19 protein-coding genes are annotated in these 22,321 nt (G+C 61.4%); 12 read left to right on the top strand and 7 right to left on the bottom strand.

Annotation, left to right across the window (positions count from 1 at the left end; translation table 11 throughout):
- Positions 1-22: 22 nt before the first annotated feature.
- On the bottom strand, positions 23-703 hold the full coding sequence (locus ASE71_RS25850) for a sugar transferase (protein ID WP_034797965.1): 681 nt from the start codon (positions 701-703) through the stop codon (positions 23-25).
- Positions 704-1,454: 751 nt separating this feature from the next.
- Between ASE71_RS25850 and ASE71_RS25845 the strand changes: the two genes are divergently transcribed.
- Positions 1,455-1,733 carry an exopolysaccharide production repressor protein gene (locus ASE71_RS25845; RefSeq protein WP_060521085.1) on the top strand — a complete coding sequence of 93 codons (279 nt, stop codon included), beginning with the start codon at positions 1,455-1,457 and terminating at the stop codon, positions 1,731-1,733.
- 231 nt (positions 1,734-1,964) lie between these two features.
- Complete coding sequence (locus tag ASE71_RS25840; RefSeq protein WP_060521084.1) at positions 1,965-2,981, top strand: glycosyltransferase family 2 protein; 1,017 nt, start codon at positions 1,965-1,967, stop codon at positions 2,979-2,981.
- Between the two features lie 88 nt (positions 2,982-3,069).
- On the opposite strand, the gene ASE71_RS25835 is transcribed toward ASE71_RS25840, so the two are convergent.
- Positions 3,070-4,017: a polysaccharide pyruvyl transferase family protein gene (locus ASE71_RS25835; protein ID WP_034797971.1), complete on the bottom strand. Its 948-nt coding sequence runs from the start codon at positions 4,015-4,017 to the stop codon at positions 3,070-3,072.
- Between the two features lie 86 nt (positions 4,018-4,103).
- Positions 4,104-5,069, bottom strand: a complete 966-nt coding sequence (locus ASE71_RS25830) for a glycosyltransferase family 2 protein (protein WP_060521083.1) — start codon at positions 5,067-5,069, stop codon at positions 4,104-4,106.
- Positions 5,070-5,190: 121 nt separating this feature from the next.
- Here ASE71_RS25830 and ASE71_RS25825 point away from each other — a divergent pair, with 121 nt between their 5' ends.
- The 9 genes from ASE71_RS25825 to ASE71_RS25785 all read left to right on the top strand — a co-directional run bounded on the left by ASE71_RS25825 (position 5,191) and on the right by ASE71_RS25785 (position 16,567).
- Complete coding sequence (locus ASE71_RS25825; protein WP_060521082.1) at positions 5,191-6,675, top strand: lipopolysaccharide biosynthesis protein; 1,485 nt, start codon at positions 5,191-5,193, stop codon at positions 6,673-6,675.
- Positions 6,676-7,083: 408 nt separating this feature from the next.
- Complete coding sequence (locus ASE71_RS25820) at positions 7,084-8,199, top strand: acyltransferase family protein (protein WP_090297405.1); 1,116 nt, start codon at positions 7,084-7,086, stop codon at positions 8,197-8,199.
- 2 nt (positions 8,200-8,201) lie between these two features.
- Complete coding sequence (locus ASE71_RS25815) at positions 8,202-8,984, top strand: glycoside hydrolase family 16 protein (RefSeq protein WP_060521080.1); 783 nt, start codon at positions 8,202-8,204, stop codon at positions 8,982-8,984.
- Positions 8,985-9,083: 99 nt separating this feature from the next.
- Positions 9,084-10,307 carry a hypothetical protein gene (locus ASE71_RS25810; RefSeq protein WP_060521318.1) on the top strand — a complete coding sequence of 408 codons (1,224 nt, stop codon included), beginning with the start codon at positions 9,084-9,086 and terminating at the stop codon, positions 10,305-10,307.
- Positions 10,304-11,284, top strand: a complete 981-nt coding sequence (locus ASE71_RS25805; RefSeq protein WP_060521079.1) for a glycosyltransferase family 2 protein — start codon at positions 10,304-10,306, stop codon at positions 11,282-11,284. The genes ASE71_RS25810 and ASE71_RS25805 overlap by 4 nt, the downstream gene beginning before the upstream one ends.
- Positions 11,281-12,207 carry a glycosyltransferase gene (locus ASE71_RS25800; RefSeq protein ID WP_060521078.1) on the top strand — a complete coding sequence of 309 codons (927 nt, stop codon included), beginning with the start codon at positions 11,281-11,283 and terminating at the stop codon, positions 12,205-12,207. Before ASE71_RS25805 ends, ASE71_RS25800 begins: the two co-directional genes overlap by 4 nt.
- Positions 12,207-13,223, top strand: a complete 1,017-nt coding sequence (locus ASE71_RS25795) for a glycosyltransferase family 2 protein (protein WP_060521077.1) — start codon at positions 12,207-12,209, stop codon at positions 13,221-13,223. The genes ASE71_RS25800 and ASE71_RS25795 overlap by 1 nt, the downstream gene beginning before the upstream one ends.
- A 4-nt stretch (positions 13,224-13,227) precedes the next feature.
- Complete coding sequence (locus ASE71_RS25790) at positions 13,228-14,133, top strand: UTP--glucose-1-phosphate uridylyltransferase (protein ID WP_060521076.1); 906 nt, start codon at positions 13,228-13,230, stop codon at positions 14,131-14,133.
- 73 nt (positions 14,134-14,206) lie between these two features.
- The gene (locus tag ASE71_RS25785) at positions 14,207-16,567 is read left to right on the top strand and encodes a polysaccharide biosynthesis tyrosine autokinase (protein ID WP_060521075.1); all 2,361 of its coding nucleotides are present in this window, start codon (positions 14,207-14,209) and stop codon (positions 16,565-16,567) included.
- Between the two features lie 28 nt (positions 16,568-16,595).
- Here ASE71_RS25785 and ASE71_RS25780 read toward each other — a convergent pair whose 3' ends face one another.
- Complete coding sequence (locus tag ASE71_RS25780) at positions 16,596-18,050, bottom strand: TrkH family potassium uptake protein (protein ID WP_034798022.1); 1,455 nt, start codon at positions 18,048-18,050, stop codon at positions 16,596-16,598.
- Positions 18,051-18,404: 354 nt separating this feature from the next.
- Here ASE71_RS25780 and ASE71_RS25775 point away from each other — a divergent pair, with 354 nt between their 5' ends.
- Positions 18,405-18,647: a hypothetical protein gene (locus ASE71_RS25775; RefSeq protein ID WP_034798024.1), complete on the top strand. Its 243-nt coding sequence runs from the start codon at positions 18,405-18,407 to the stop codon at positions 18,645-18,647.
- Between the two features lie 50 nt (positions 18,648-18,697).
- Here ASE71_RS25775 and ASE71_RS25770 read toward each other — a convergent pair whose 3' ends face one another.
- From ASE71_RS25770 to ASE71_RS25760, 3 genes are all read right to left on the bottom strand, one after another.
- Complete coding sequence (locus ASE71_RS25770; RefSeq protein ID WP_162251912.1) at positions 18,698-19,771, bottom strand: glycoside hydrolase; 1,074 nt, start codon at positions 19,769-19,771, stop codon at positions 18,698-18,700.
- A 46-nt stretch (positions 19,772-19,817) separates the two neighbouring features.
- Entirely contained in the window at positions 19,818-20,990 is a 1,173-nt protein-coding gene (locus ASE71_RS25765; RefSeq protein ID WP_060521074.1) for a polysaccharide pyruvyl transferase family protein, read from the bottom strand.
- 142 nt (positions 20,991-21,132) lie between these two features.
- On the bottom strand, positions 21,133-22,311 hold the full coding sequence (locus ASE71_RS25760) for a polysaccharide pyruvyl transferase family protein (protein ID WP_060521073.1): 1,179 nt from the start codon (positions 22,309-22,311) through the stop codon (positions 21,133-21,135).
- Between the last annotated feature and the right edge of the window lie 10 nt (positions 22,312-22,321).

Genomic DNA, 22,321 nt, shown 5'->3' with positions numbered 1-22,321 from the left:
GGGCTTTCCAGGCGCTGTTTCGTCAGTAGCTGCCGCGCGAAAGGCAAACGGCGGGAATGGTTCTGACAACGATGGAGAAGTCCTTCAGCAGCGACCAGTTCTGGACGTACTGGGTATCGAACGCGATGCGGGTTGCGTAGGATACGTCGTTGCGCCCGCTGATTTGCCAAAGGCCGGTAAGACCGGGTCGGGATTGCAGGTAGTAGACGGCGGCGCTGTCGTAGAGCTCCAGTTCGTCCTCCACCACCGGGCGCGGGCCAACCATGCTCATTTCACCGCGCACGATGTTGACGAGCTGCGGCAGTTCATCAAGGCTTAGTTTGCGCAGGACACTGCCGACGACCGTAACACGCGGGTCGTCCTGCAGTTTGCGCGTCGCGCGCCATTCCTCGTAGGCGGCCGGATTGGCCTTGAGGTAGTCCTGCAGGATCCGGTCCCCATCAGGGCGCATGGTGCGGAACTTAAGGCAACGGAACGACTTGCCGTTGTGGCCGATGCGGCGGTGGCCGTAGAAGATGCTGCCGCCGTCGGAAAACTTGACCAGCGCCATGAGCATCAAGAACAGCGGGCTTAAGAAAACAAGGGCGAGGGAAGCGGCAAGCACGTCGAAGCCACGCTTCGAAACGCCACCCACGGGTGGGATTGCCGCAAACTCTGCGGCACTGAAAAACGGCGAATTGGCCGATCTGGTCGCAGACTTCATAGAGGTGACTCCATTTACGTTTGGCGATTTGTCGGTCTCCCCAGGGGGGCCTACAGCCCACACTGGGGCGCGCTCATCGTGAATAATGAACGTCCGGTAAGGATTTGCTTTTTGAAGGCGAAATAAAGGCGAGTATCCGAGCAGGGGCCAAAATGGGTATATCACCACTTTCGAATATGAAATATTTCTCGTGACAGGCGCTGTTATATTATTGCGAGAAACAGTATCACCTCGCACGTATTCCTGTATTGTTTCTGGCGTGCCAAATTACATTTCCGGAGAAGTGGCGATATCTTCGCAGGCCGATGTTTTCCTTGAGCTTCGGGAGCGTGATTTCCCCTGCTCCAAAATTAACGGTCGTCCGTATTTCCCAAATTTTGCTGCGTCGCACCAAGTCTTCGCGGCGCACACAAAGACTCGCAACATCGTTCAAACTTGTAATAAAAGTTGATCAGCACGTGAGTGTGGCGGCAACCATCGGGCGACGCGGAGAGCGTCTCCCGACGGGAGGTGGAAAATCAGCTGCCGAGCGCAGGCTCGCGTCACAATGGCGTTCGAGGCCAATCAACTGATTTTGATTCGATCGACGCTGCTCGAAACGCGACATAAAGATTTGCCTGTTTCTATGTGCCAAAGCGGCGGCTATTGCCGGTTGCAGCCGATGTCCGTCGCCAATATATTAACATTTGCAGAGGAAAGGCCGATTTTGCGATGACGTCTGCAGCGATAGAACCGATTGCGAGCTAGTGCCATGTACGCACCACGCGTCTTCGTGAGTATGATCGGCGCCCTGACGGTTTTTGCTGTCGTCACCTATTTCCTCAATGGCTCTCTCACATCCACGCTGATCCAGACGGCGATCTGTGCGGTCCTCATTCAGATCGGCTATTTCCTCGCGGTCGTTTTCCTAATCTGGAGGAAAGCGCGCGAGCGCGGAAAAAAAGCGGCTGAAGTGCTGCAATCGGCCAGTGACGACAAGCCGGGCAGCAATAGCCACCGCCTGGACCGGCCCGGTCACTTCAATCGTTGACCGCACGGCCGGACAAGCCGCCTCGCCATTCTTCAAAAAAATCGCCTTTGACGCGGTTGCGACATGATCGCCCTGCATGGTGCGGCCCGTTACGGCAAGATTCCATGCCGGGCTGCATGATCTAGCGGGTTGCCAATGACCCGGCTGCGTCATGCAGCGATCGAGAACTGGTGCAGTCCACTTGGCCCCTAGGCGCCGCGCTGCCCGCGAGACACGATACTGGAGGCCCCCATGACCACAGTCGCCCGGACAGATGTCTGCGTCATCATTGCTGCGAAGAATGCCGAGGCGACCATCGCCCGCGCGGTCGCGTCGGCGCTGGCCGAACAGGAAACCGCCGAAGTGATCGTGGTGGATGACGGCTCCACCGATCAGACCGTCGCCGCGGCGCGATCTGCCGACGATCACAGCGGACGGCTGACGATCGCACGCTTTGAAAGCAATCGCGGTCCTTCAGCAGCGCGCAACCATGCGATTGCCATCAGCCGCGCCCCGGTCCTGGCGATCCTCGACGCCGACGATTTCTTTCTACCGGGCAGGCTCGGCAGGCTGCTCGCAGTAGAGGAGTGGGATTTCATCGCCGACAATATTGCCTTCATGGGCGAGGCCGCAGTGACTGGTGCGGCTCCAAGGGTCGATGACTTCCCGCCACGGCCGCGCCTTCTCGGCCTCATTGATTTCGTCGAGGGCAATATTTCGCAGCCGGGCGTGAAACGTGGCGAGATCGGCTTCCTGAAGCCGCTGATGCGCCGCCGCTTCCTCGATAAGCATGGCATCCGCTATCAGGAGGCGCTTCGTCTGGGGGAGGATTATGACCTCTATCTTCGCGCACTGGCCAAAGGTGCACGCTACAAGGTCATTCAAAGCTGTGGCTATGCGGCGATCGTGCGCGGCAATTCGTTGAGCGGCAGCCACCGGACCGAGGATCTAAAGCGCCTCTACGAGGCCGACCGCGTCATACTCGCGGCAAACGACCTCGACGGTGAGGCAGCGGCTGCCGTGCGACGGCATGAGCGTCACGTGCGTGGCCGCTACCAGCACCGCCACTTCCTCGACCTCAAGAAAGAGCGCGGTGCTATGGCTGCGATCGGTTACCTCATGCGGCGCCCGGGCGCCGCGCCGGCCGTCACCGCCGGTATTTTCGCCGACAAGACGGAGCGCTTCAGGCCGCGCCAGGATGCGGCACCGGCGGGCGGAGGCGCGGCAGTGCGCTACCTTCTGCCCATCGGCGCGGAGCACGCGCGCTAGCACCACGCGTTGCGGCGTCGGCGCCACGTCGAACCATCGCGAGCGGAATACGCTCCGGCATCTCGTCCGGAGCGTCGTTTGTCACATCCTAGAAGTAGGCGCGCCGTACGGCGGCCAACGCATCCTGGAAGCGTTCCTTGCGTTCGGCGAGCCGGCTGTCGCTGCTCAATTGCGGCTCTGCGCGAGTGGCCTGCCAAAGTGCAAGCGTCGACGGCGCCGCAAGCACCTGCTTGGCCGCGCTGCGCAAGAACGTCTGACGCGGTTCTCTGGCCGCGACGATCACCTCGCCGTCGGCGGATCGCAGGTTCGCAGCCTCCGGCACGGTCTGCGCCTCGAAGCCCATGCCCCAGAAACGTGCGCCCTTGATCATGGCTTCGGTGCGGCTGGAGACCGGAACATGGCGGGGACGGTATTCGACGCCGACGGTTTTTGCCCAGTCGTTCCACTTGAAGCTGTTGATGCTGTCCGACGTCGTCACCGCCACCCAGGGAACGCGGAATGCATCGGCAAGAATCGCCCCATGCATCGATTCGGCGACAATGAACTCCGATTGCGCGATCTCGCGGATCACGCTCTTGGCCTCGCCGCGCGGGTCGATGTAGTGCATGCCGACGGTGCCGCAGGTGACGGGCCACATACCGGCGATCGCACTTTCCCAATGGGGAATGAAACTGCGCTTGTATAGCTTAGGCAGGTTCCGGAATTCCGGCATGTCGGCGACCATGACCGCGGGATCGACAATACCGCGCTCCGGCGCAAGGCCGATCTTCTCGGCTGTCAACGGCCCGCGCACACAGCGAAGGTCCCATTCGGCGGCATCCCGCATGTCCGGCAAGCTGCCGTAGCCGAAACCGCTGCCGATAACGAGCTTGCGGACGCCATCAGGCAGAAGCGCGCGGTTGAGCACCGTGCCGACGCCGACAAGGAGGATGTCGTCATGGACATCGCGAAAACCCGGCAGCAGGAAATCCCAAAGCCAGAGGTTGAGGTCGTCGCCGAAATTGCCGTGCTGAGATTCCCAGTAATAGGGCTTCATGGGCGGTCCCTTCTTTCAAATGCGAGATAGGTTCGATGCCGCGCCTGGCGGGCTTGTTCTTCCTCCAAAAGGAGTTTCTGTCCGGATCAGCGTGAACGGGAAAACTTGCCGACGGCAAGCTCGAATGCGCTTTGCAACAGCTTGGGATCGCGCAGGACCCAACGTGCCAGCAGTCGAAACTGCGGCGACTTGCGCCGCTTCAGCCGGCGCGCCTGGCTCCAGAGCGCCTGACGACGGGCCGTGTGCTGGTAGGACTGGATCGACGCGACGGCCGATGGCTTGCGCGAAAGCCGGTGCTCAAGCGTCTCAAGGGCAACAAAGGTGTTGAACTGCTGCTGCAGGAATTGCGGCGAATCGTTGTCGATCGAGTGGAAGATGTTGATGCCCTCCCCGCGCATGGCACCGGCTGCATCACAAAGCACGACACGATTTGCCGCCAGAATGCAGTCGCAGAAGAACAGCACGTCCTCGGCCGCGAGACGCAGCTCGGCATCAAAGCGCACCGTCTCGAAAAGCCGGCGACCAACCACCATGCAAGACAGGTGCAGGAAGCTCCAGTTCCGCAGCATGACATTGGAAAGATCGGGAACTTCGACGACAAGCGGGCTTTCCTGCAAGCGCACGACCGTATCGCTTGCCTCGAGATCGGCGACGCCGAAATGGTAGTAGAACGCCTCCCCGCCTGTTATCGACGCCCAGTAGCAGTCGGCACCAAAGCGGCTCATGCTGTCGACGGCATTCTGGAGATGATCGGTGGTCCAGATGTCGTCGGAATCGAGGAACGCGGCGAACGCGGCGTCGGCCGGAACGTTGTCGAGCCCGGTGTTGCGCGCGCCGCCTGGACCCTTGTTGTCCTGCCGGATCACCGTCACGCGCGCCCGCTCGCCATCGGCAAGCGGCCTCAACTCCTCGTCGATCGAGTAGGGAGATTGATCGTCTATCACCAGGACATGGAAGTCTTGATAGCTTTGGGCAAAGACGGACGCGAGCGCGCGCCGAAGAATACCCGGCTCCTTCTGGTAGTAGGGAATAATAACAGTCAGCTTCGCCATCTTTTCGCCCCTGCGGTTTCTCTAAAAGAGTATTTCGTGGTCTCCTCCCACCGGGTCGCGACCTCAAATCTAGCGCTTGCCCTTTGTCGGAAATCCTTCAAAGGCATCACGGGATGCTCACATGCCTTCAAACGTAAATGCCAAGTCTGTGACTCGGAACGTCGGCTGGAGCGTCCTTTCAAAGACAGGCACATTCGGGCTGAAGTTTGTCACCGTGCCGATTCTTGCCCGTATCCTGACGCCCGAGGAGTTCGGAACGGTCGCCGTCGCGCTCACCGTCGTGCAGTTTCTGGCGATGATCGGCGGCGCCGGTCTTGCCTCCGCTCTGATCATCCAGCGCGACGAGGACATGGAACTCATCCACTCCGCTTTCTGGGCCAATCTGGTGGTTTCGCTGATGATGGCGCTTGGGCTTTTCGTCTTTGCCGAACCGCTGGCGAGCCTGCTGGGTGCGCCGGAGGCAAGCCATCTGCTCCAGATCATGAGCCTGCTCATCCCGTTGCAGCTTGCCGGCGATGTTGCCTATTCACTGCTTGCCCGGCGGATGAATTTCAGCAAGGACGCGGTCTGGACCATGCTCTCCGAAATCCTCGGCGCGCTCATCGCGGTCGGGGCGGCGCTTCTCGGCTTTGGGGTGTGGTCGCTGCTCGCCCAGCTTTTCGTTTCTGCATTCATCCGTTTGGCCGGTCTCTACGCCGTCTCCGGCTATGTCCCGCGTTTCGTGTTCTCGGCACGGCGCGTACTTTCGCTCTGCCGCTTCAGCTTTGGCATGATGGGCTCCGAGATCGCCAACTTCGTCACCTTCCAATCGCCGATGGTCGTCATCAGCCGTTATCTCGGCCTTTCGGATGCCGGCGCCTATTCGGCGGCGAACCGCTTTTCCAGCATTCCGAACCAGATCGTCCTTTCAGCAGTCATGGGCGTTCTCTTTCCCGCCTTCAGCCATATGGGCGAGGATCGCCAGCGGCGCTCGCAAGCGCTGATGCTCAGCACGCAGGTCACCACCGTGCTGCTCGCGCCGATGATGTTCGGCCTCTGGGCGCTTGCCGAGCCGGCGATGCTCGTGCTCTTCGGACAGCAATGGGCCTCAGCCTGGCCGGTGCTCGGCCTGCTCGCCCTGTCGAAGGGCCTGCTGACACCCTGCAGCACCTACATTCCCTATCTCAAGGGTATCGGCCAGGGCACGACCCTCTTCTGGTGGGCGGTGATCCGGGCAATCGCCACCACTGCCGCCGTCGCCTATGCCGCGATCGGCGGATCGCTCGTCGAAGCGATGATCGCCCTCTGCCTCGTGAACCTAGCGACGCTTGTCGGCTATTCCTGGGTTGTCTTTCGCGCCGACCAGCTGCCCTTCCTGCGCGGGTTCCTGATTTCGGTGAGGCCGCTGGTCTCGGCTTTCCTCATGGCTGTCGTCGTAAGGCTGCTGCTGGACCACTACGGCATGCTTCTTCCAAGCGCGGTACTCCAGGTTCTTGTTGGCGCCACGATCGGTGCCCTGATCTATCTGGTGCTGGTACTCGTTACCGAACGGTCGCTGCTGGCAAAGCTCACCGATATGGTTCGTTCCCGTGGTGCTTCGAGCTCGGTACCAGCCGCCGCCGAGTAACGATTGGAATAGCGCTAAAGACTGCCCCACCCTTGCCGCATTTCGGCGAGGAATGAGTTCCACGGCATTGTCTCAACTGAAAAACAGAAGAAAAAGCGCACAACTTTTCGGCGTTACATATGCACTTTAACAAGCAGAAGCATCAGAAAATCAGCGGCCGTTAATATTCCGCAACTGACGCCCACGTCATGGTTTTTTCCCAGTCCAAGTGCGGGGATAGGCCTATTTTCCTAGTATTGCCGCGATTTCTAATGCTGCACCGCAGCAAACCAAGGCCGATTCGTTTGCTGCGGCGCCATATTTTGATCCGTGCCCGAGCCTAATCTTCTGGGTGCGGGCTCTGGTCTGCTCTGTTGAAACGGCCGCTTCTAAACGCGCTGCCAGATGGGGGTGACGGATATCGTTGATGTGAACGCGAATATCTCCTCGCGGATCAATCTGATGCGCATCGTGCTGATCTCAGGCATTGTCTTTGTGCATGTGCCTTACGATCCGGCGACCAGTCCGTATGTCGGCACCTATGGCGGCATCGACTGGTTGCGCATTTTCCTGGGCGACAGCCTCTTCCGTGTCGGCGTCCCTTGCCTCAGCGCGATTTCCGGTTATCTCCTGTTCCGTCGCGGTCTCGAAAATTTCGACTATGGCCGGACGCTGAAGACCAAGGCTCGGACGGTACTTTTGCCATTCCTGTTGTGGAACCTGGCGTTTCTCGCGCTGGTTTTCGTCGCGCAGAGCAAGGACATCAGTTCGGGCTATTTGCCGGAGGTCATCGGAGCCAGCCCCAGAGAGTGGCTGAGCTTTGCCTTCGCGCTCGAGGATCTGCCGATCAATCTACCGCTCTATTTTCTGCGCGATCTCCTGCTATGTATCGTTCTTTCGCCTGCGCTCGCGTGGCTGATCAAGCGCTATCCGGCACAGACGCTCGCCGTCCTCTTCGCCTATGCAGTGCTGCCCGTTCCGAACGGCATCTTCTTGAAGAAGTCGATCCTCTTCGGGTTTAGCGCCGGCATCTACATGAGCCTGCATCGCATCGATGTCCGCAGCTTCGATCGCTTTTCCTGGCCGATTACCATCGCGTTCCTAAGCGCAGCCGTGCTCCTGTCCATCCTGCTCTATCAGTTTGGCCCGAATTTTCCGGTGTGGCTCGAAATGCTGCGCAGTCTGATTGCGATTTCCGGCATCGTCGGTTCCTGGGCGGTTTCGGCACTTCTCGTCCGAACCAACATCGGCGCTCAGCTTTCGCGCGGCAGCGGTCTCAGCTTCTGGATCTTCTGCACGCACTTTCCGCTACTCGTGCTCTTCTGGATGATCTGGAACCGCTCGGACATCGGCTACTACCCGGCGTTTTACTGCGCGGTTCCGCTCATCACGATCGCCTTCCTCGCCGGCGCCTACGCTCTTTCCGCGCGCTGGCTGCCAGCCCTCACCGCTATTCTCACCGGCAGCCGGACCGGCTCCGCCCGCGACATGCGTGCGCGGACAGGGGCTGTTCGCGCCGGTCCCTCCCCCCAGCAAAGGACCTGACCATGAGATCGAAACGACCTCACCGCCTCGCCCTGCTCACCCTTGTCGCCGTCGGCCTTGCCGGTCCGGCCCTGGCCGAAGAGACCACGACGGGTGCGTCTTTCATCGACAACTTCGATACACTCGACACCGCCGTCTGGTACGTCTCGGACGGCTGGAACAATGGCGCGCATCAGAACTGCACCTGGTCGAAGAAACAGGCGAAGGTCGTCAACGGCATCGCCGAACTGACGTTTGCTGAAGGAAAACTCGGCGAGCGCAATTACGCCTGCGGCGAAATCCAGACGCGCAAGCGCTTCAGCTATGGCACCTACGAGGCGCGGATCAAGACGGCCGACGGCTCGGGGCTCAACTCCGCCTTCTTCACCTATATCGGTCCGGCCGACAAGAAGCCGCATGACGAGATCGATTTCGAAGTGCTCGGCAAGAACCCGGCAAAGGTCCAGATCAATCAATACGTCTCCGCCAAGGGCGGCAACGAGAAGCTGGTCGACGTGCCGGGCGGCGCCAACCAGGGCTTCAACGACTACGCTTTCGTCTGGGAGAAGGAGCGTATTCGCTATTACGTAAATGGCGAACTGGTCCACGAGGTCACCGACCCAGCGAAGATCCCGCCCAATCCGCAAAAGATTTTCTTCAGCCTTTGGGGAACCGAAACCCTGACGGATTGGATGGGCGCCTTTGCCTACAAGGGTCCCTCGATGATGCAGGTCGACCGGGTCGCTTTCACCGCGCCGGGAGACGAGTGCCAGTTCCCCGAGTCGATTGCCTGCAAAATAAACTAGCCGACGATCGGGAGCCGCGCCGGTGGGCGTGGCTCTCGCCGCTGCAAGGCGCAAAATTTGAACCATGTCCGGCTCAGCCGGACAGAAAACTGGATGTTCATGCTGCAGATACTTTACTTCGCCCAGGATCTTGCCGACCCCGCCGTTCGCCGACGCGTGCTGATGTTGCTTACCGGCGGCGCAAAGGTGACGCTTGCCGGGTTCAGGCGCGACGCAAACCCGCTGGCGGCGATCGAGGGCATCGTACCTGTCGAGCTCGGCAACACCCATGACGGCCGGTTCGTCCATCGCGTCGGTGCGATCGCGAAGAGCTGTCTCTCGCTGAAGCAGGCGCTGCGCGGCGTCGAACGTCCAGACCTGATCATAGCCCGCAACCTCGACATGTTGGCCATCGCCAGGAAGGCCGCCAGCCTCTTCGGCGGCGACGTCCCAATCGTCTACGAATGCCTCGACATTCACCGCCTACTCCTTTCCCCCGGCATCGCTGGCAAGGCGTTGCGGACAAGCGAGCGCCTGCTCGGCCGTGACGCGCGCCTTTTGATCACCAGTTCTCCCGCCTTCGTCGAGAACTATTTCCGCCCGTTATCGGGTATCTCGGCACCGACCATGATGCTTGAGAACAAAGTGCTCGAACTCGACGAAACCGATGCGCGACCATCGGTGACCGCTGCCGCCGCACCGACACATGGCCCATGGCGGATTGGCTGGTTCGGTGCTCTGCGCTGCCGCAAATCACTTGCGCTGCTGGCGGCCTTCTCGCGCCGCATGGAGGGTCGATTCGAGATCGTGCTGCGCGGCCGGCCGGCCTATCGCGAGTTCGACGACTTCGACGGCTTCATCCGCAACGAACCTTTCATGACGTTCCACGGCCCCTATCGCAGCCCGGAAGAGCTTGGCGCGATCTACTCCGACGTGCACTTCACCTGGGCGATCGACTTCTTCGAGGAAGGTCAGAACTCCAAATGGCTGCTCCCGAACCGGCTCTATGAAGGCTGCCGCTTCGGGCGGGTGCCGATTGCGCTTCGCGGCACCGAGACCGCGCGGTTTCTGGCCATACGTGGCCTTGGCGTGCTGCTCGAAGAAGCTGATGCCGACGCGCTTGCCGCGCTCATGGGGTCGATGACCTCCGAGATTTACGACGCCACATCCCGGCGGATCGCGGCCTGCGCGCCGGAAACCTGGATCTTCAATCGCAGCGATTGCGAGGGCCTCGTGCGCCGTCTGTCGGCCGTCACGTCCGCCGCTCCGCCGCGCATCGCGCTGGACTTCCCGCAAGCACATCAAAACACCTCAACGCCCCAAAACGAAGGTGGATTGTCATGAGCATACGTGTCCTCATCGTCATTCCCTGCCTCAACGAGGCGGAACATCTGCAGGGCCTCGCCGAAGCCTTGCTACCCGCGGCAAGGCGCCTCAACGGCGCCATCCTGATCGCCGACGGCGGCAGCACCGACGGCACCCGTGAGATCGCGGCGCGTCTCGCCGAGAAGGATCCGGCCGTGCTGGTGCTCGACAATCCGAAACGCATCCAGAGTGCTGCGATCAATCTCGCCGTCGCACGCCATGGCACCGATTTCGATTATATGATCCGCATCGACGCGCACGGCACCTATCCGGATGACTATTGCGAGCGCCTCGTCGAGGAGGCTCTTCTGACCGGCGCGGACTCCGTCGTCGTCGCCATGCAGACGGTTGGCTTCACGCCCTTCCAGAAGGCCACGGCCTACGCCCAGAATTCCAAGCTCGGCAATGGCGGCGCCAAGCACCGTCTCGGCGCGGCGAGCCACTGGGCCGATCACGGTCACCATGCACTGATGCGCATTTCCGCCTTCCAGGCGATCGGCGGCTACGACGAGATCTTCAGCCACAACGAAGACGCGGAGTTCGACTATCGCTTCCGCCAGGCGGGCTATCGCATCTGGATGACCGACCGGACCAGCATGGTCTACTACCCCCGCGCCAAGGTCGGGCCGCTCTTCCGCCAGTACTTCGCCTATGGGCGCGGACGCGCGCGCAATGTGTTGAAGCATCGCGCCTGGCCGAGCCTCAGGCAGTTGCTGCCGCTTGCCGTCGCTCCGGTCGCTGTCGGCGCACTGCTCGCGGTCGTCAGCTGGCTTGCAGTCGTTCCGGTCGTGCTCTGGGCTGTGGCCTGCATCGGCTACGGCATGTGGATGGCGCTCGGCCAGAAGAACCCCTACGGCCCGCTCGCGGCCATCTCGGCAATGGTCATGCATTTTGCCTGGTCGGCCGGCTTCTGGCGGGAATTGCTCACCACGCGTAACCGGAGGGTGGCACCATGACCAACACCGTCGCCCGGACACAGATCGACATAGCGGTGTGCACGTTTCGCCGGCCGGAGCTTGCAGAAACGCTGCACTCCCTCGCGCTCATCACCGTGCCTGCCGGTGTGGCGATCCGCATTATCGTCGCCGACAACGACGTGACGCCGAGCGCGCAGGCGCTCGTCAACCAGATGCGCCCGACCATGCCTTGCGAGATCCTCTACGTGCATTGCCCGGCGTCGAACATTTCCATCGCCCGCAACGCCTGTCTCGACAACAGCACCGGGCACTATCTCGCCTTCGTCGACGACGACGAGACGGTGTCGAGAACCTGGCTTGTGCAATTGCTCGATACCGCGCTAACGACCGGCGCCGATGTCGTGCTCGGCCCGGTTCGTGCCGAATACACGCTGTCTGCCCCGAACTGGATGCGCCGCGGCGATTTTCATTCAACCCGGCCGGTCTGGGTCGATGGCGAGATCCGCACGGGCTACACCTGCAATGTTCTGATCGATCTCACTCGCCCGGTCGTCTTCAACAGGCGGTTCAATCTGGCGCTCGGGCAGACAGGCGGTGAGGATACGGAGTTCTTCCGCCACATGCATGCGGATGGTGGGCGTCTGGCCTATGCGCCCGATGCGCTGGTCTTCGAACCGGTACCGGAGAAACGCGCGCGACTTGCCTGGCTTGCAAAGCGTCGTTTCCGTTCCGGCCAAACCCATGGCCGGCTCTTGAGTGAACCGGGCCAAGCCGGCAGCCGAGTTGCCGAAATCGTCCGCGCGACGGCGAAATCAGGCTATTGCGCTATCGCAAGTCTTATGCTGCTCGGATCGCCGGTCGCTCGCTCGCGCTACGCGCTTCGCGCAATCATGCATGCGGGCGTCGTCAGCGGCCTCATTGGTGTGCGCGAACTCCAGCAATACGGAGCGGCGACCGCTTGATGACGCAACGCGCCCCCGACGTCAGCTTCGTCATCGCGGCCTATAATGCTGCCGACACGATCCGACGCTCCATCGACAGTGCGCTTGCGCAGACGGGCGTCGACGTCGAGGTGATCGTCGTCGACGATTACTCAAAGGACGAGACCTGTGCGGTCGTCGAAGAACTCGCTGATCCGCGCGTGCGGCTGCTGCGACTTGCCGAGAACCGCGGGCCCGGCGGCGCGCGCAATGCCGGTCTCGAAGCGGCCCGTGGCGACTGGATCGCCATTCTTGACGCGGACGACACGGTTAGCCCTCAGCGGCTGTCGCGCATGATCGGCCTTGCTTCCTCGACCGAAGCTTCGATTGTGGTCGACAACATCGACGTCCTCAATCTCGATGGGCGGCTGGAGCGCATGTTTCCCGAAGCCGAGCTTGAGCGCCGTCGGACGCTGACGCTTGCGGCCTTCATCGGTTCCAACGTGCTTTTCCGCTCCACCTTCAATTTCGGCTACATGAAGCCGATCTTTGAGCGCCGGTTTCTGAACGAACATCGCTTGCGCTTCGAGGAAACGATCCGCATCGGCGAGGACTACATCCTGCTCGCCTCGGCGCTTGCCCATGGCGGCCGCTGCGTTGTCGATCCCTCGGCCGGCTATTGCTACCACATCCGCGAGGGCTCGATCTCGCGCGTGCTCGAACTGCGCCACATCGAAGCGATGATGACGGCCGACCGGGAATTCCTTGCCAGGCACACGCTCGATGCCGAGGCGCTGGCGATGCAGCGCCGGCGCGACAAAAGCCTCGTCGAGGCGCACGCCTTCCTTCGCCTTGTCGAACACCTGAAATCCAGATCGTTGGCCGGAGCTACCCGTGTGGCTCTGACCAACCCCAGAGCGCTTCGGCACCTCAGAATGCCGATCGCCGTGCGATTGCGCCGGCTACTTGCGCCAATCGCACGCATGAAGCCTGCCACCTCGACGGTGGCGGCCGAACGACCCACCTCGGGCGAAAGCCCACACGTAAGTAAAGGATAAGACCATGGACCGTATCAGGACCGTCAGGAAAGCTGTGATCCCGGTCGCCGGCAATGGAACGCGGTTTCTTCCCGCAACGAAGGCGATACCGAAGGAGATGTTGACGATCGTCGATCGTCCGGTCGTGCAATATGCGGTCGATGAAGCCCGTGAAGCGGGCATCGAGCACATCGTTTTTGTGACCAGCCGCAACAAGCAGGCGATCGAAGACCACTTCGACGACACGCCTGAACTCATATCGTCGCTGACCCGCTCCGGTAAGAACGCCCAGATTTCCGAACTGGAGCAGATGCTGCCGCGCGCCGGTTCCGTCAGCTTTACCCGGCAGCAAGCGCCGCTCGGCCTCGGCCATGCCGTCTGGTGCGCCCGCGATCTCATCGGCGACGAGCCCTTCGCACTGCTCCTGCCGGACATGCTCTGCCACGGCGGACGCGGCTGCATGGCCGGTCTTGTCGACCTCTACCGTCAGACCGGCGGCAACGTTGTCGGCGTCGAGCAATGCGCTCCGGAAGATGCCTCGAAATATGGCATCGTCGGCAAGGGTGCGGCCGTCCCCTATGGCTTCGAAGTCACCCAAATGGTCGAAAAACCGCTTATGGGCGAGGCCCCGTCCAATTTTTATCTGAACGGTCGCTACATCCTGCAGCCGCAGATCTTCGACATACTCGCCCATCAGCCGCGCGGCGCCGGAAACGAGATCCAGCTAACCGACGGCATGCTGAAACTCTCGCAAAATCAAGCGTTTCACGCTCATCCCTATGATGGGCGCACGTTCGACTGCGGCTCCAAGGAAGGCTTCATCGCGGCCAATGTCGCCTTCGCACTGGCGCGTTCCGATCTCGGCGACGCGGTCTATGCCTCGGTCAAGGACATGGTCCTGTCTCACGAAGGCCGCATCCGCGCCGCATAACTGGCTTCGGCGCCTCTTTTGAAAACAAGAGGCGCCAGCCTTCGGACCAAAGGGAAACGGACAGAGCGACCCAATGAACCAAAGAAGTCTCCCCTTCAACAGTGTCGTACCGCGCAACGTGGAGGAGCCCGACGGCTTCATCGACCTCGATCGTCTGTTTTCGGTCGTCTTGCGTCGCGCCAGAATGGTCGGCCTGTTCGTGGCGCTCTTCATCGCGCTCGGTGTCGCCTACCTGGTCTTCGCAACACCGCTCTACACATCGGCAACGCAGGTCCTTCTCGACGAGAACCTGTCGAAATTTGCCGAAGAACAGGCGCCGCCGCAAAACAGCGCCCTGCTCGACACCCAGATTGCCAGCGCCGTGGAAATCCTGAAATCCGGCGAACTCGCCCTGCGTGTCGTCGACAAGATGAACCTTGCCGACAACGACACCGTCCTCAATCCACCGCGCTCGCCGTTCGACGTCGTCAAGGACGGGTTGAAGTCCGTTACGGGCATCTTCTCGAGCGGGCCGGAGATTTCCGAGGATATGGCCCGCAACGGCCGCAGGCAAAAGGCGGCGGCACTGCTCCAGCAGGGACTGGCCGTCGAACGCGTGACGCGAAGCTCCGTCGTCTCGCTTGCCTATCGCTCCAGCGATCCGCAGCTTGCCGCCGGCATCGTTCGCACCTATGCCGACGCCTATCTCAACGACCAGCTCAACGCCAATTTCGAGGCGACCGAACGGGCCTCGGTCTGGCTGCAGGAGCGTCTTGCAGACCTTCGGCAGCGCACGCAGACCGCGTCGCTCGAGGTCGAAAAATACCGCAGCGAAAACGGCCTGACGCTTGCGCGTGGCGAACTCATGTCGGAACAGCAGCTCGCCGATCTCAACAGCCAGCTGATCATTGCCCAGGCCGATAGCGCAAGCGCTTCGGCGCGCTACAAGCAATTCCAGGCGATCGTCGACCAGGGACCGGAGACGGCCGTCAAGAACGCCACGATTTCCGCCAAGGAGGGTGACAACTCGGTCATCCGCGATCTGCGCACGCGCTACCTTGCGGTCAGCAAGCGCGAACAGGACGTGAGCCAGAGCTTCGGCGCCGACCATCCGCAGGCCGTGTCGCTGCGCAAGGAGAAAACCGATGTCGGCCGCCAGATCTTCCAGGAACTGCAGCAGCTGACGGCGAGCTACCGCAACGAATACGAGGTGGCGCGCTCACGCGAAGCGTCGCTGCGCGAAAACATAGAAGGCACCACCGGCCGCAACGCAAATGCAAATGTCTCGCTCGTGCACCTGCGCGAACTGGAGCAGCGGGCAGCCGCGCTGAAGACGCTCTATGAGACCTATCTGAACCGCTACGAGCAGGCCTCGCAGCAGCGCTCCTTCCCGATCGCCAAGGCACGGGTGATTTCCAGCGCCGGCGTCCCGGCCTCGCCTTCGAGCCCGAAGAAGACGATGGTGCTGGCCCTTTCGGCGGTGCTCGGCCTGATGGCGGGCGGCGCGTTTGCCGCTTTCCAGGAATTTCGCGAGCGGACGTTCCGGCTCGAAGGCGACGTGCGCGCCATCCTCGGGCACCGGTCGTTCGGCTACATTCCATTGGTCGGCCCACGTCACCCTGGAACGACGGATCTCGTTCGCGCCAAGCTGATGAAGAACAAGATGCCGCCACCGGTAACGCAAGGGGCTCCGTCTTTCGAGCGCCTCAGCCGCATCGTGCTCGACGCTCCGCGCTCGTCCTTCACAGAGACCTTCCGCAACGCCAAGCTTGCCTGCGACCGGATGCTGACCGGAAACGGCTCGCGCGTCATCGGCATCGCCTCGGCGGTGCCCGATGAAGGCAAGTCGATCATTGCCGCGAATTTTGCGGCCCTCCTTGCCGCAAGCGGCAAGAAGACCCTTCTGATCGATGCCGACATCCGCAAGCCGGGTCTGAGCAAGATGATCAATCCGCCGCCGAAGGCGGGTCTGGTGGAAGCGTTGACCGGGCAGGCATCCTGGCCGGCGGGCATCAAGATCGACCAGCAGACGAAGCTTGCGATCCTGCCGGTCGGCGGGGAAGCAGTGGACGGCAACGGCCCGTATGACAGCCATGAGCTGCTTGCGTCGCCGGCCATGGCCGAGCTCATCGACAATGCACGCAAGTCCTTCGACTATGTCGTCGTCGATCTCGCGGCACTCGCCCCGGTCGTCGATGCCAAGGCCTTCTCGCCGCTTGCGGACGGCTTCCTCTATGTCGCCGAATGGGGCCGGACGCCGTCGCGCCTGGTGCGCGACCTCTTGCATTCGGAGCCGCAGATCAATGCCAAGATCCTCGGCGTGATCCTCAACAAGACTGACATGCAGGAACTGGCAAAGTACAGCGATTTTGGCGGTGCCGAGCATTACCGCCACCGCTATGAGAAGTACTACATCGAAAGCGCCGGCACGCGCCGCAAGACCGAGGCCGCCTGACAGGGCGCGCCTCGTTTCGACCTGTCGCTCAGTCCCTCCAGAAAAGCGGTGTCAGGATGACCAGGACCGTCAGGATTTCCAGACGGCCGAGCAGCATCATGAGCGACAGGAGATAGAGCGCCGGGTCGGTCAGCGTCGAGAAGTTGCCGGCCGGCCCGATGATCGGGCCGAGCCCGGCACCAACGTTTGAAAGCGCCGTTGCGACCGCCGACACCGCCGTGACGAGATCATAGCCCATCGCCCCCATGGCGAGGCTTCCGAAAGCCCAGATGAACATGTAGGCCGTGAAGAACATGAACACGGTGCGCTGCACGTCTATGTCGACAAGTGTCTTGCCGTAGCGCACCGTGTGGACCGCGTTGGGGTAGATCAGCTTGAAAAGACCGGCGCGGATTGAATTGAAGATGATGATGAAGCGGTAGGCCTTCATGCCGCCCGCCGTCGAGCCGGAGCAACCACCCATGAAGGTGGCGGCAAAGGCAAGTGCGACGATGAACTCACCCCAGAGCATGTAATCGTCGCTGGCAAAACCGGTGGTCGACAGGATGGACGAGACGGTGAAGAAGCCGTGCGCCAAAGCCTCATGCGCCGAGACCCCGTTGACGATCCGCTGGTAGAGGCTTGCGGCGAGCGCAAGTGCCGTCAGATAGGACAGAAAGACGATGATCTGCGGATCCTTCAGCGTATCGAGCCGGCCACGAACGATGAAGAGGATGAGCACCGAAAACGGCAGGCTGCTCAGCGTCATGAAAAAGGTTGCGACCCAGAGGATCGGCAGGCTGTTGAAGTAGCCGAGCGAGGCATCGTGAGTGGAGAAGCCACCGGTCGCGACCGTCGACATTGCGTGGTTGATCGCGTCGAAACGGCTCATGCCCAGATAGGAGAAGATGATCGTGCACGTCACCGTCATCACGACATAGATCAGGATGAAGGCGCGCGTGAAGGTGACGATGCGGGCGAAGGGCTTTTCGGTGGTGTCCGAGGACTCCATCTTGAAGAAGGACATGCCGCCGACCCTGAGATAGGGCATGACGAAGAGCCCGAGCGCCACGATCCCGATACCGCCGAGCCAGTGCAGAACCGAGCGCCAGAGAAGAATGCCCGGAGGCGCATGGTCGAGCCCGCTGATGACGGTCGAGCCCGTCGTGGTGATGCCGGAGACCGATTCGAAGAAGGCCTTGGCGAAATCGAGCTTCAGCGACGACAGCCAGAAGGGCACGGCGCCGACGAGAGACACGACGATCCAGAGAAGATTGACGACGAGAAAGCCCATCTTGCGGCTGAACAGCGGCGAGCCGCCCTGCGTGGCGGCAATCGCCAGAAGCGACAGACCGCCAGTCGCAAAGGCCGAACCGGCAAACACTCTCCAGTTGGGATGACCATAGAACAGATCGACTGCGGCCGGCAGCAGCATCGCGAGCGACAGATAGAACGCGGCCTTCGCGGCGATGTTGATCGCGGTCTGATAGAGGGGTGCATGCAACGGTTGATCGCCTCAGCGCTTTGTCCAGGACCGAATCCGTCCTCTGGATCTGCGGCCATTCAACCTCAAAGGCGCGTGATTCGCACCGGCTCGGGGCAGAGAACCCTCTGGAGAGCGACGGTCAGTCCCGTATTTTCGTCGATTTTGTCGCATGGGCGCGGCAATCGTGTCCAGGCGGTCCCGGCAAATGCCGCGTGAAAGGCGCCATTTCCATGCTGCACTGCGGCATTTTGCCCAATCAACTCTAACTCACGAAAAGATCACGACTTTTGGCCGCGGCAAGTCATCACCTTGACTTATTTCCACGTGTAAAGCCTGCTTCATCCATTCCACATGCAACCTTGAGCACAACCGATGACCCCCGCCCGTTTCACCCAATGCCTTCTCGTTCTTCGTTGGACGCCGATCAATCTGGCAAGCGCCCTCCATTGCAACCTGGCATGGATCGAGGCGATGGAGACCGGGGACGAAATGGTCCCGGAGGAGCTGGCGACCTGGCTGGAAACGCTGGCGCGAACCCACGAGGAACTCGGCATTCCCGTCACCTACCGCGGCAAGGGGCTTGAACCGGCGACGAGCCGCGCAACGCGGCGCTGATCGACAAGGGCGCTTGGCTCCATCCAGCTCACAGCTAAAAATGCCTCGCATCAATCACCCTTGGCCGGTTCGATCGCAAGCGCGCCGGCCGGGCTTAGAGCACCGCAGCGCCATAGCCGGTAGTTCTGCTGGGTGTCCCAGTCGTAGTAGTAGGCGGCATCCAGGCGTTTTTCTTCGGAAAAGCGCTCGAAGACCGTCCGCATGGCCGTCATCGCCCCTTCGCGTTCGCGATCGTCGACGGGGCAGCTGCGCGCCGTGTTGGCAATCCCCCATTCTGTCACCCAGCAGGGCCGCCCCCGGTCGGCAGGCGCGCAGAAATCGAGAAGTTTGGTGACGATCGAGGTGATTGCAGCCTTATCCTTGCGCGCCGGGTAGATGTGAATGCCATAGGCATCGACGAGCGCGTCCATGCCCCGCGCCTTCAAATGGGCAATCACCTCGCCCGGATCCAGCCGCTCCATCCCCTGGCGGTCCGCTTCCTTGGGCCCCATGTCGGAGAGCCCGGCGGAGACGATGATCGCCTTGCTGTTGGCGCTCGCTCTTACGGCGTCGCGGGTGATCTTCAGCGCCTCGACGTAGTTGTCGAGACCTTTTCCGAACGCCTGGGGATCCCTGAGTTCGCCGAGATGTCGCGGCGTCGCTCGGCCCGGCTTCTCGTAGACGGCGAGGTCGCCGTTATAGCCGGCGAGGTTGATCTCGTTTCCGGGTTCTACCGCGTCCAGACGGATGCCAAGGGCATCGATGCGCTGCAGAGCTGACGCCAGGCCGACGCGGTAACGATCAAGGTCCAGATCGGACAACCGGTTGATATCCCAGATGCGCCCGAAGCCGGTGCGCGGGCGAACGCTGTCCGGATAATAGCTTTTGTTCGACAGCTGGATTTCGAGCAGGATCCGCAGACCCAGCCGGTTGGCAATCTCCAGCGCGTCGATGCTTTTTTCGACGGGGCGCGACAACGATAGCCGCACATGGGTCGCGCCGCTGTCGGCAATTTCGCGAAGGATGCGTTCCTGATCCGTGCGCTCCAGCCAGGCGAGATTGAGCCGATTGACGCCGTAGCGCGCAGCCGCAGCCTCGCCCGCGAACGCCGGAGCGCCACGCGAAAGCGCCGCCCAGGAGACCAGGGCGGCAAGGAGCAGCGCTAACGGCGCTGCCCGGGTCAGGGGCAGATTAAATGCCAACCTGTTTAAGCGCACTTTGGAAGTTCGCCTCGCATGCCGAATAGCGTTCGGTAACCGCCTGCGCATCGATCTTCGACAGGAAGTTGGCGAGATGCGCCTTCTTGTCCGTCTCACGATTCCAGACACCCGCCTCGATATAGGGGAAGCCGATGAATTCGAGCATCTCGCGCATACGGTCGTCGACGGCGATCATCAGCGAAGGCGTGCCCGCCTGCATGCCAATGACGCAGCCATGGAAGCGCCTGCCGATGCAGAGGTCCCGGGTCGATGACCAGGCGCGCCACTGGTTGGTGTCGAAGAACACCATCAGTTCGTTCTGCCGCTGCCATTTTTCCTGATGCTTGTATTCGGTCTTGCCGGTGATGCGGCCGCTGGAGCGGTCGTAAACCGGCGCGTTGTCATCCACGGGAAGCGTCAGGTTATAGGCGACGACTTCGTCCTGGATGACGTAGCTGGCCACGCTCTCCGGCTTCAGCAGCGCGTGGGCATCGACGATGGTGTCGGCGACGCTACCGAGATAGCCGCCGAGCGCGAGCTTCTGTGCCGAGGCAAGGTCTGCGTTGGCAAGCGACGTCAAGGAGTGGCGCATCTCGTTTGGAGCGAAGAAGAGCGAGGGGCAGCCGGTCGGCTTGACGAACTTCATGCCCTCCGCGCGCAGGAACTCGGCGGTGAAATAGCCGCGGGTCAGGAAGAAGCTTTCCTTCTGCTTCAACACCTCCAGGAACCGCAACGTACCGGCCGGCAGGTTTTCCTTCAGACCTTCACGCTTCTGGATGCCGATGCCCATCACCAGAACCGGCATCTTCAGCTTCTCGAACACATCCGCTTCGAGATCGGCCGAATATCCCGGACGCAACAGGTTCGCCGAAGCGAACACGCACATGTCGAATTCCTTGTTCAGGGCATCGTAGACGTCGTTGGCCCCGCGGCTGTTGACCAGATGCCAGAACGGCACATAGGTCACGTCATGACCGCGCAAGGCGTAAGCTGCGCCCTCGCCGATCAGGTAGTTGCCGGTGTTGGCGATCTTCTTGACCTGGTCGACCAGATCCTTCTTGCTTCGGATATCGTCGAAGTAGGGTTTGTGATGAACCGTCGCACCGGAAACGCGCGCCACGGTACGCTGGAGGTAGGAAGGGATTCCGGTGAGCAGGATACGCATCGATACACCTGGTTTGTGGACTGGCCCACAGAGTTGAGGAAGAGGGAGGGCGGCACGAGGAAGCGGATCTGCAAACCTCACCGTGCCGCCCGAACATCATGAATTGAGCGCCTCGGATCGAACGCGTCCGAGGCATCACGGTTTAGAGGCCGATGCCGATCTCGCGCAGCACCGTACGGAAATTGCGTTCGCGATCGGAGTAGCGGTCGACCAGTTCCGATGCGTTCAGCCCGGCCAGATGGCTGGCAACGAACTCCGCCCGGTTTTCCGCCTTTTCGAGCTCCTGGACGTCGACCGACGGCAGGCCGGTAAAGCCGAGCATTTCGCGCATGCGATCGTCGACAGCCACCATCAGGCTCGGCACGCCTGCCTGCATGGCGATGATCGAGCCATGGAAACGACGGCCGAAATTGAAGTCCATGTGCGAGGCCCAGGCGCGCCACATGTTGGTATCGAAGAAGGTGCGTACATCGAAGGGCACCTTCTGGCGCTCAGCGCCCGGGAAAGCGAGCTCGCCGAGCATCTTGCCCGAGCAGGAATCGAAGACCCTGCCATCGGCATCCGGCTCGACCTTCATGTCGAAGTGCAGGAATTCGTCCTGGATGATGTATTGGGGCTTGGCGCCTTCTGGGTTGAGCGCGATCGCATCGACGATGCAATCGTGATTGGCGCCGAGATAGCCCGAAAAGATCGTCTTTGCCTGACCGATCTTGACGTCAGGCAACTTCTTCATCGAGGCGCGCATGTTGTTCGGCGCGAAATAGACCGAGGGGCAGCCGGTTGGCCGGACGTACTTGAACCCCTGGTCCTTGAGGTAGCCGGCGGTTTCGTAGCCGCGGGTCAGGAAATAGTGCTCGCGGTCCTTGAGAACATCGAGCAGGCGCTTCGTCCCCTCCGGCAGGCCTGTTTCCAGGTCCTTGCGGTTCTGGTGGCCGATACCGAGCATGACGATCGGCATCTTGAGCTTGCTCAAGACATCAGCCTCGGCATCCGCAGAAAGCCCCTTGCGCAACAGATTGGCGCAGGTGAACACGCAGATGTCGAAGTTGTTGTTGAATTCATCGAAACCGGTGCCGTTCTTGTGGGCGTTGTAAAGATGCCAGAACGGAATCTGCTTGGCATGCGGTGCGATTGCACGAAGAGCGCCCTCACCGATCAGATAGTTGCCGGTGTTGCTGATGTTGCGAAGCTCCTGAAGAAACTCGTCCTTGGATTCGGGCTGTTTTTGCCGTTCCGAATAGGAAACCGACAGGCCATTGGCGCCGTTTGCGAGGCGCGTGTAATGACCAGGAATACCCGTCAGGAGGATTCTTGGACGCATGCGTAAGTCC

This window comes from Ensifer sp. Root954, from assembly GCF_001429005.1.
Taxonomy (GTDB): domain Bacteria; phylum Pseudomonadota; class Alphaproteobacteria; order Rhizobiales; family Rhizobiaceae; genus Ensifer; species Ensifer adhaerens.
The sequence above is the reverse complement of the archived record's forward strand: the minus strand, read 5'-3'. Positions and strand labels throughout refer to the sequence as shown.

Bases quoted from the DNA above. Each gene is read 5' to 3' on its own strand.
- ASE71_RS25765 (WP_060521074.1), bottom strand. From the start codon at position 20,990: ATGCGTATCCTGCTCACCGGAATCCCTTCCTACCTCCAGCGTACCGTG.
- ASE71_RS25795 (WP_060521077.1), top strand. From the start codon at position 12,207: ATGACGCAACGCGCCCCCGACGTCAGCTTCGTCATCGCGGCCTATAAT.
- ASE71_RS25825 (WP_060521082.1), top strand. From the start codon at position 5,191: ATGCCTTCAAACGTAAATGCCAAGTCTGTGACTCGGAACGTCGGCTGG.
- ASE71_RS25850 (WP_034797965.1), bottom strand. From the start codon at position 703: ATGAAGTCTGCGACCAGATCGGCCAATTCGCCGTTTTTCAGTGCCGCA.
- ASE71_RS25810 (WP_060521318.1), top strand. From the start codon at position 9,084: ATGCTGCAGATACTTTACTTCGCCCAGGATCTTGCCGACCCCGCCGTT.
- ASE71_RS25775 (WP_034798024.1), top strand. From the start codon at position 18,405: ATGACCCCCGCCCGTTTCACCCAATGCCTTCTCGTTCTTCGTTGGACG.
- ASE71_RS25845 (WP_060521085.1), top strand. From the start codon at position 1,455: ATGTACGCACCACGCGTCTTCGTGAGTATGATCGGCGCCCTGACGGTT.
- ASE71_RS25785 (WP_060521075.1), top strand. From the start codon at position 14,207: ATGAACCAAAGAAGTCTCCCCTTCAACAGTGTCGTACCGCGCAACGTG.
- ASE71_RS25790 (WP_060521076.1), top strand. From the start codon at position 13,228: ATGGACCGTATCAGGACCGTCAGGAAAGCTGTGATCCCGGTCGCCGGC.
- ASE71_RS25835 (WP_034797971.1), bottom strand. From the start codon at position 4,017: ATGAAGCCCTATTACTGGGAATCTCAGCACGGCAATTTCGGCGACGAC.
- ASE71_RS25840 (WP_060521084.1), top strand. From the start codon at position 1,965: ATGACCACAGTCGCCCGGACAGATGTCTGCGTCATCATTGCTGCGAAG.
- ASE71_RS25760 (WP_060521073.1), bottom strand. From the start codon at position 22,311: ATGCGTCCAAGAATCCTCCTGACGGGTATTCCTGGTCATTACACGCGC.
- ASE71_RS25830 (WP_060521083.1), bottom strand. From the start codon at position 5,069: ATGGCGAAGCTGACTGTTATTATTCCCTACTACCAGAAGGAGCCGGGT.
- ASE71_RS25805 (WP_060521079.1), top strand. From the start codon at position 10,304: ATGAGCATACGTGTCCTCATCGTCATTCCCTGCCTCAACGAGGCGGAA.
- ASE71_RS25815 (WP_060521080.1), top strand. From the start codon at position 8,202: ATGAGATCGAAACGACCTCACCGCCTCGCCCTGCTCACCCTTGTCGCC.
- ASE71_RS25800 (WP_060521078.1), top strand. From the start codon at position 11,281: ATGACCAACACCGTCGCCCGGACACAGATCGACATAGCGGTGTGCACG.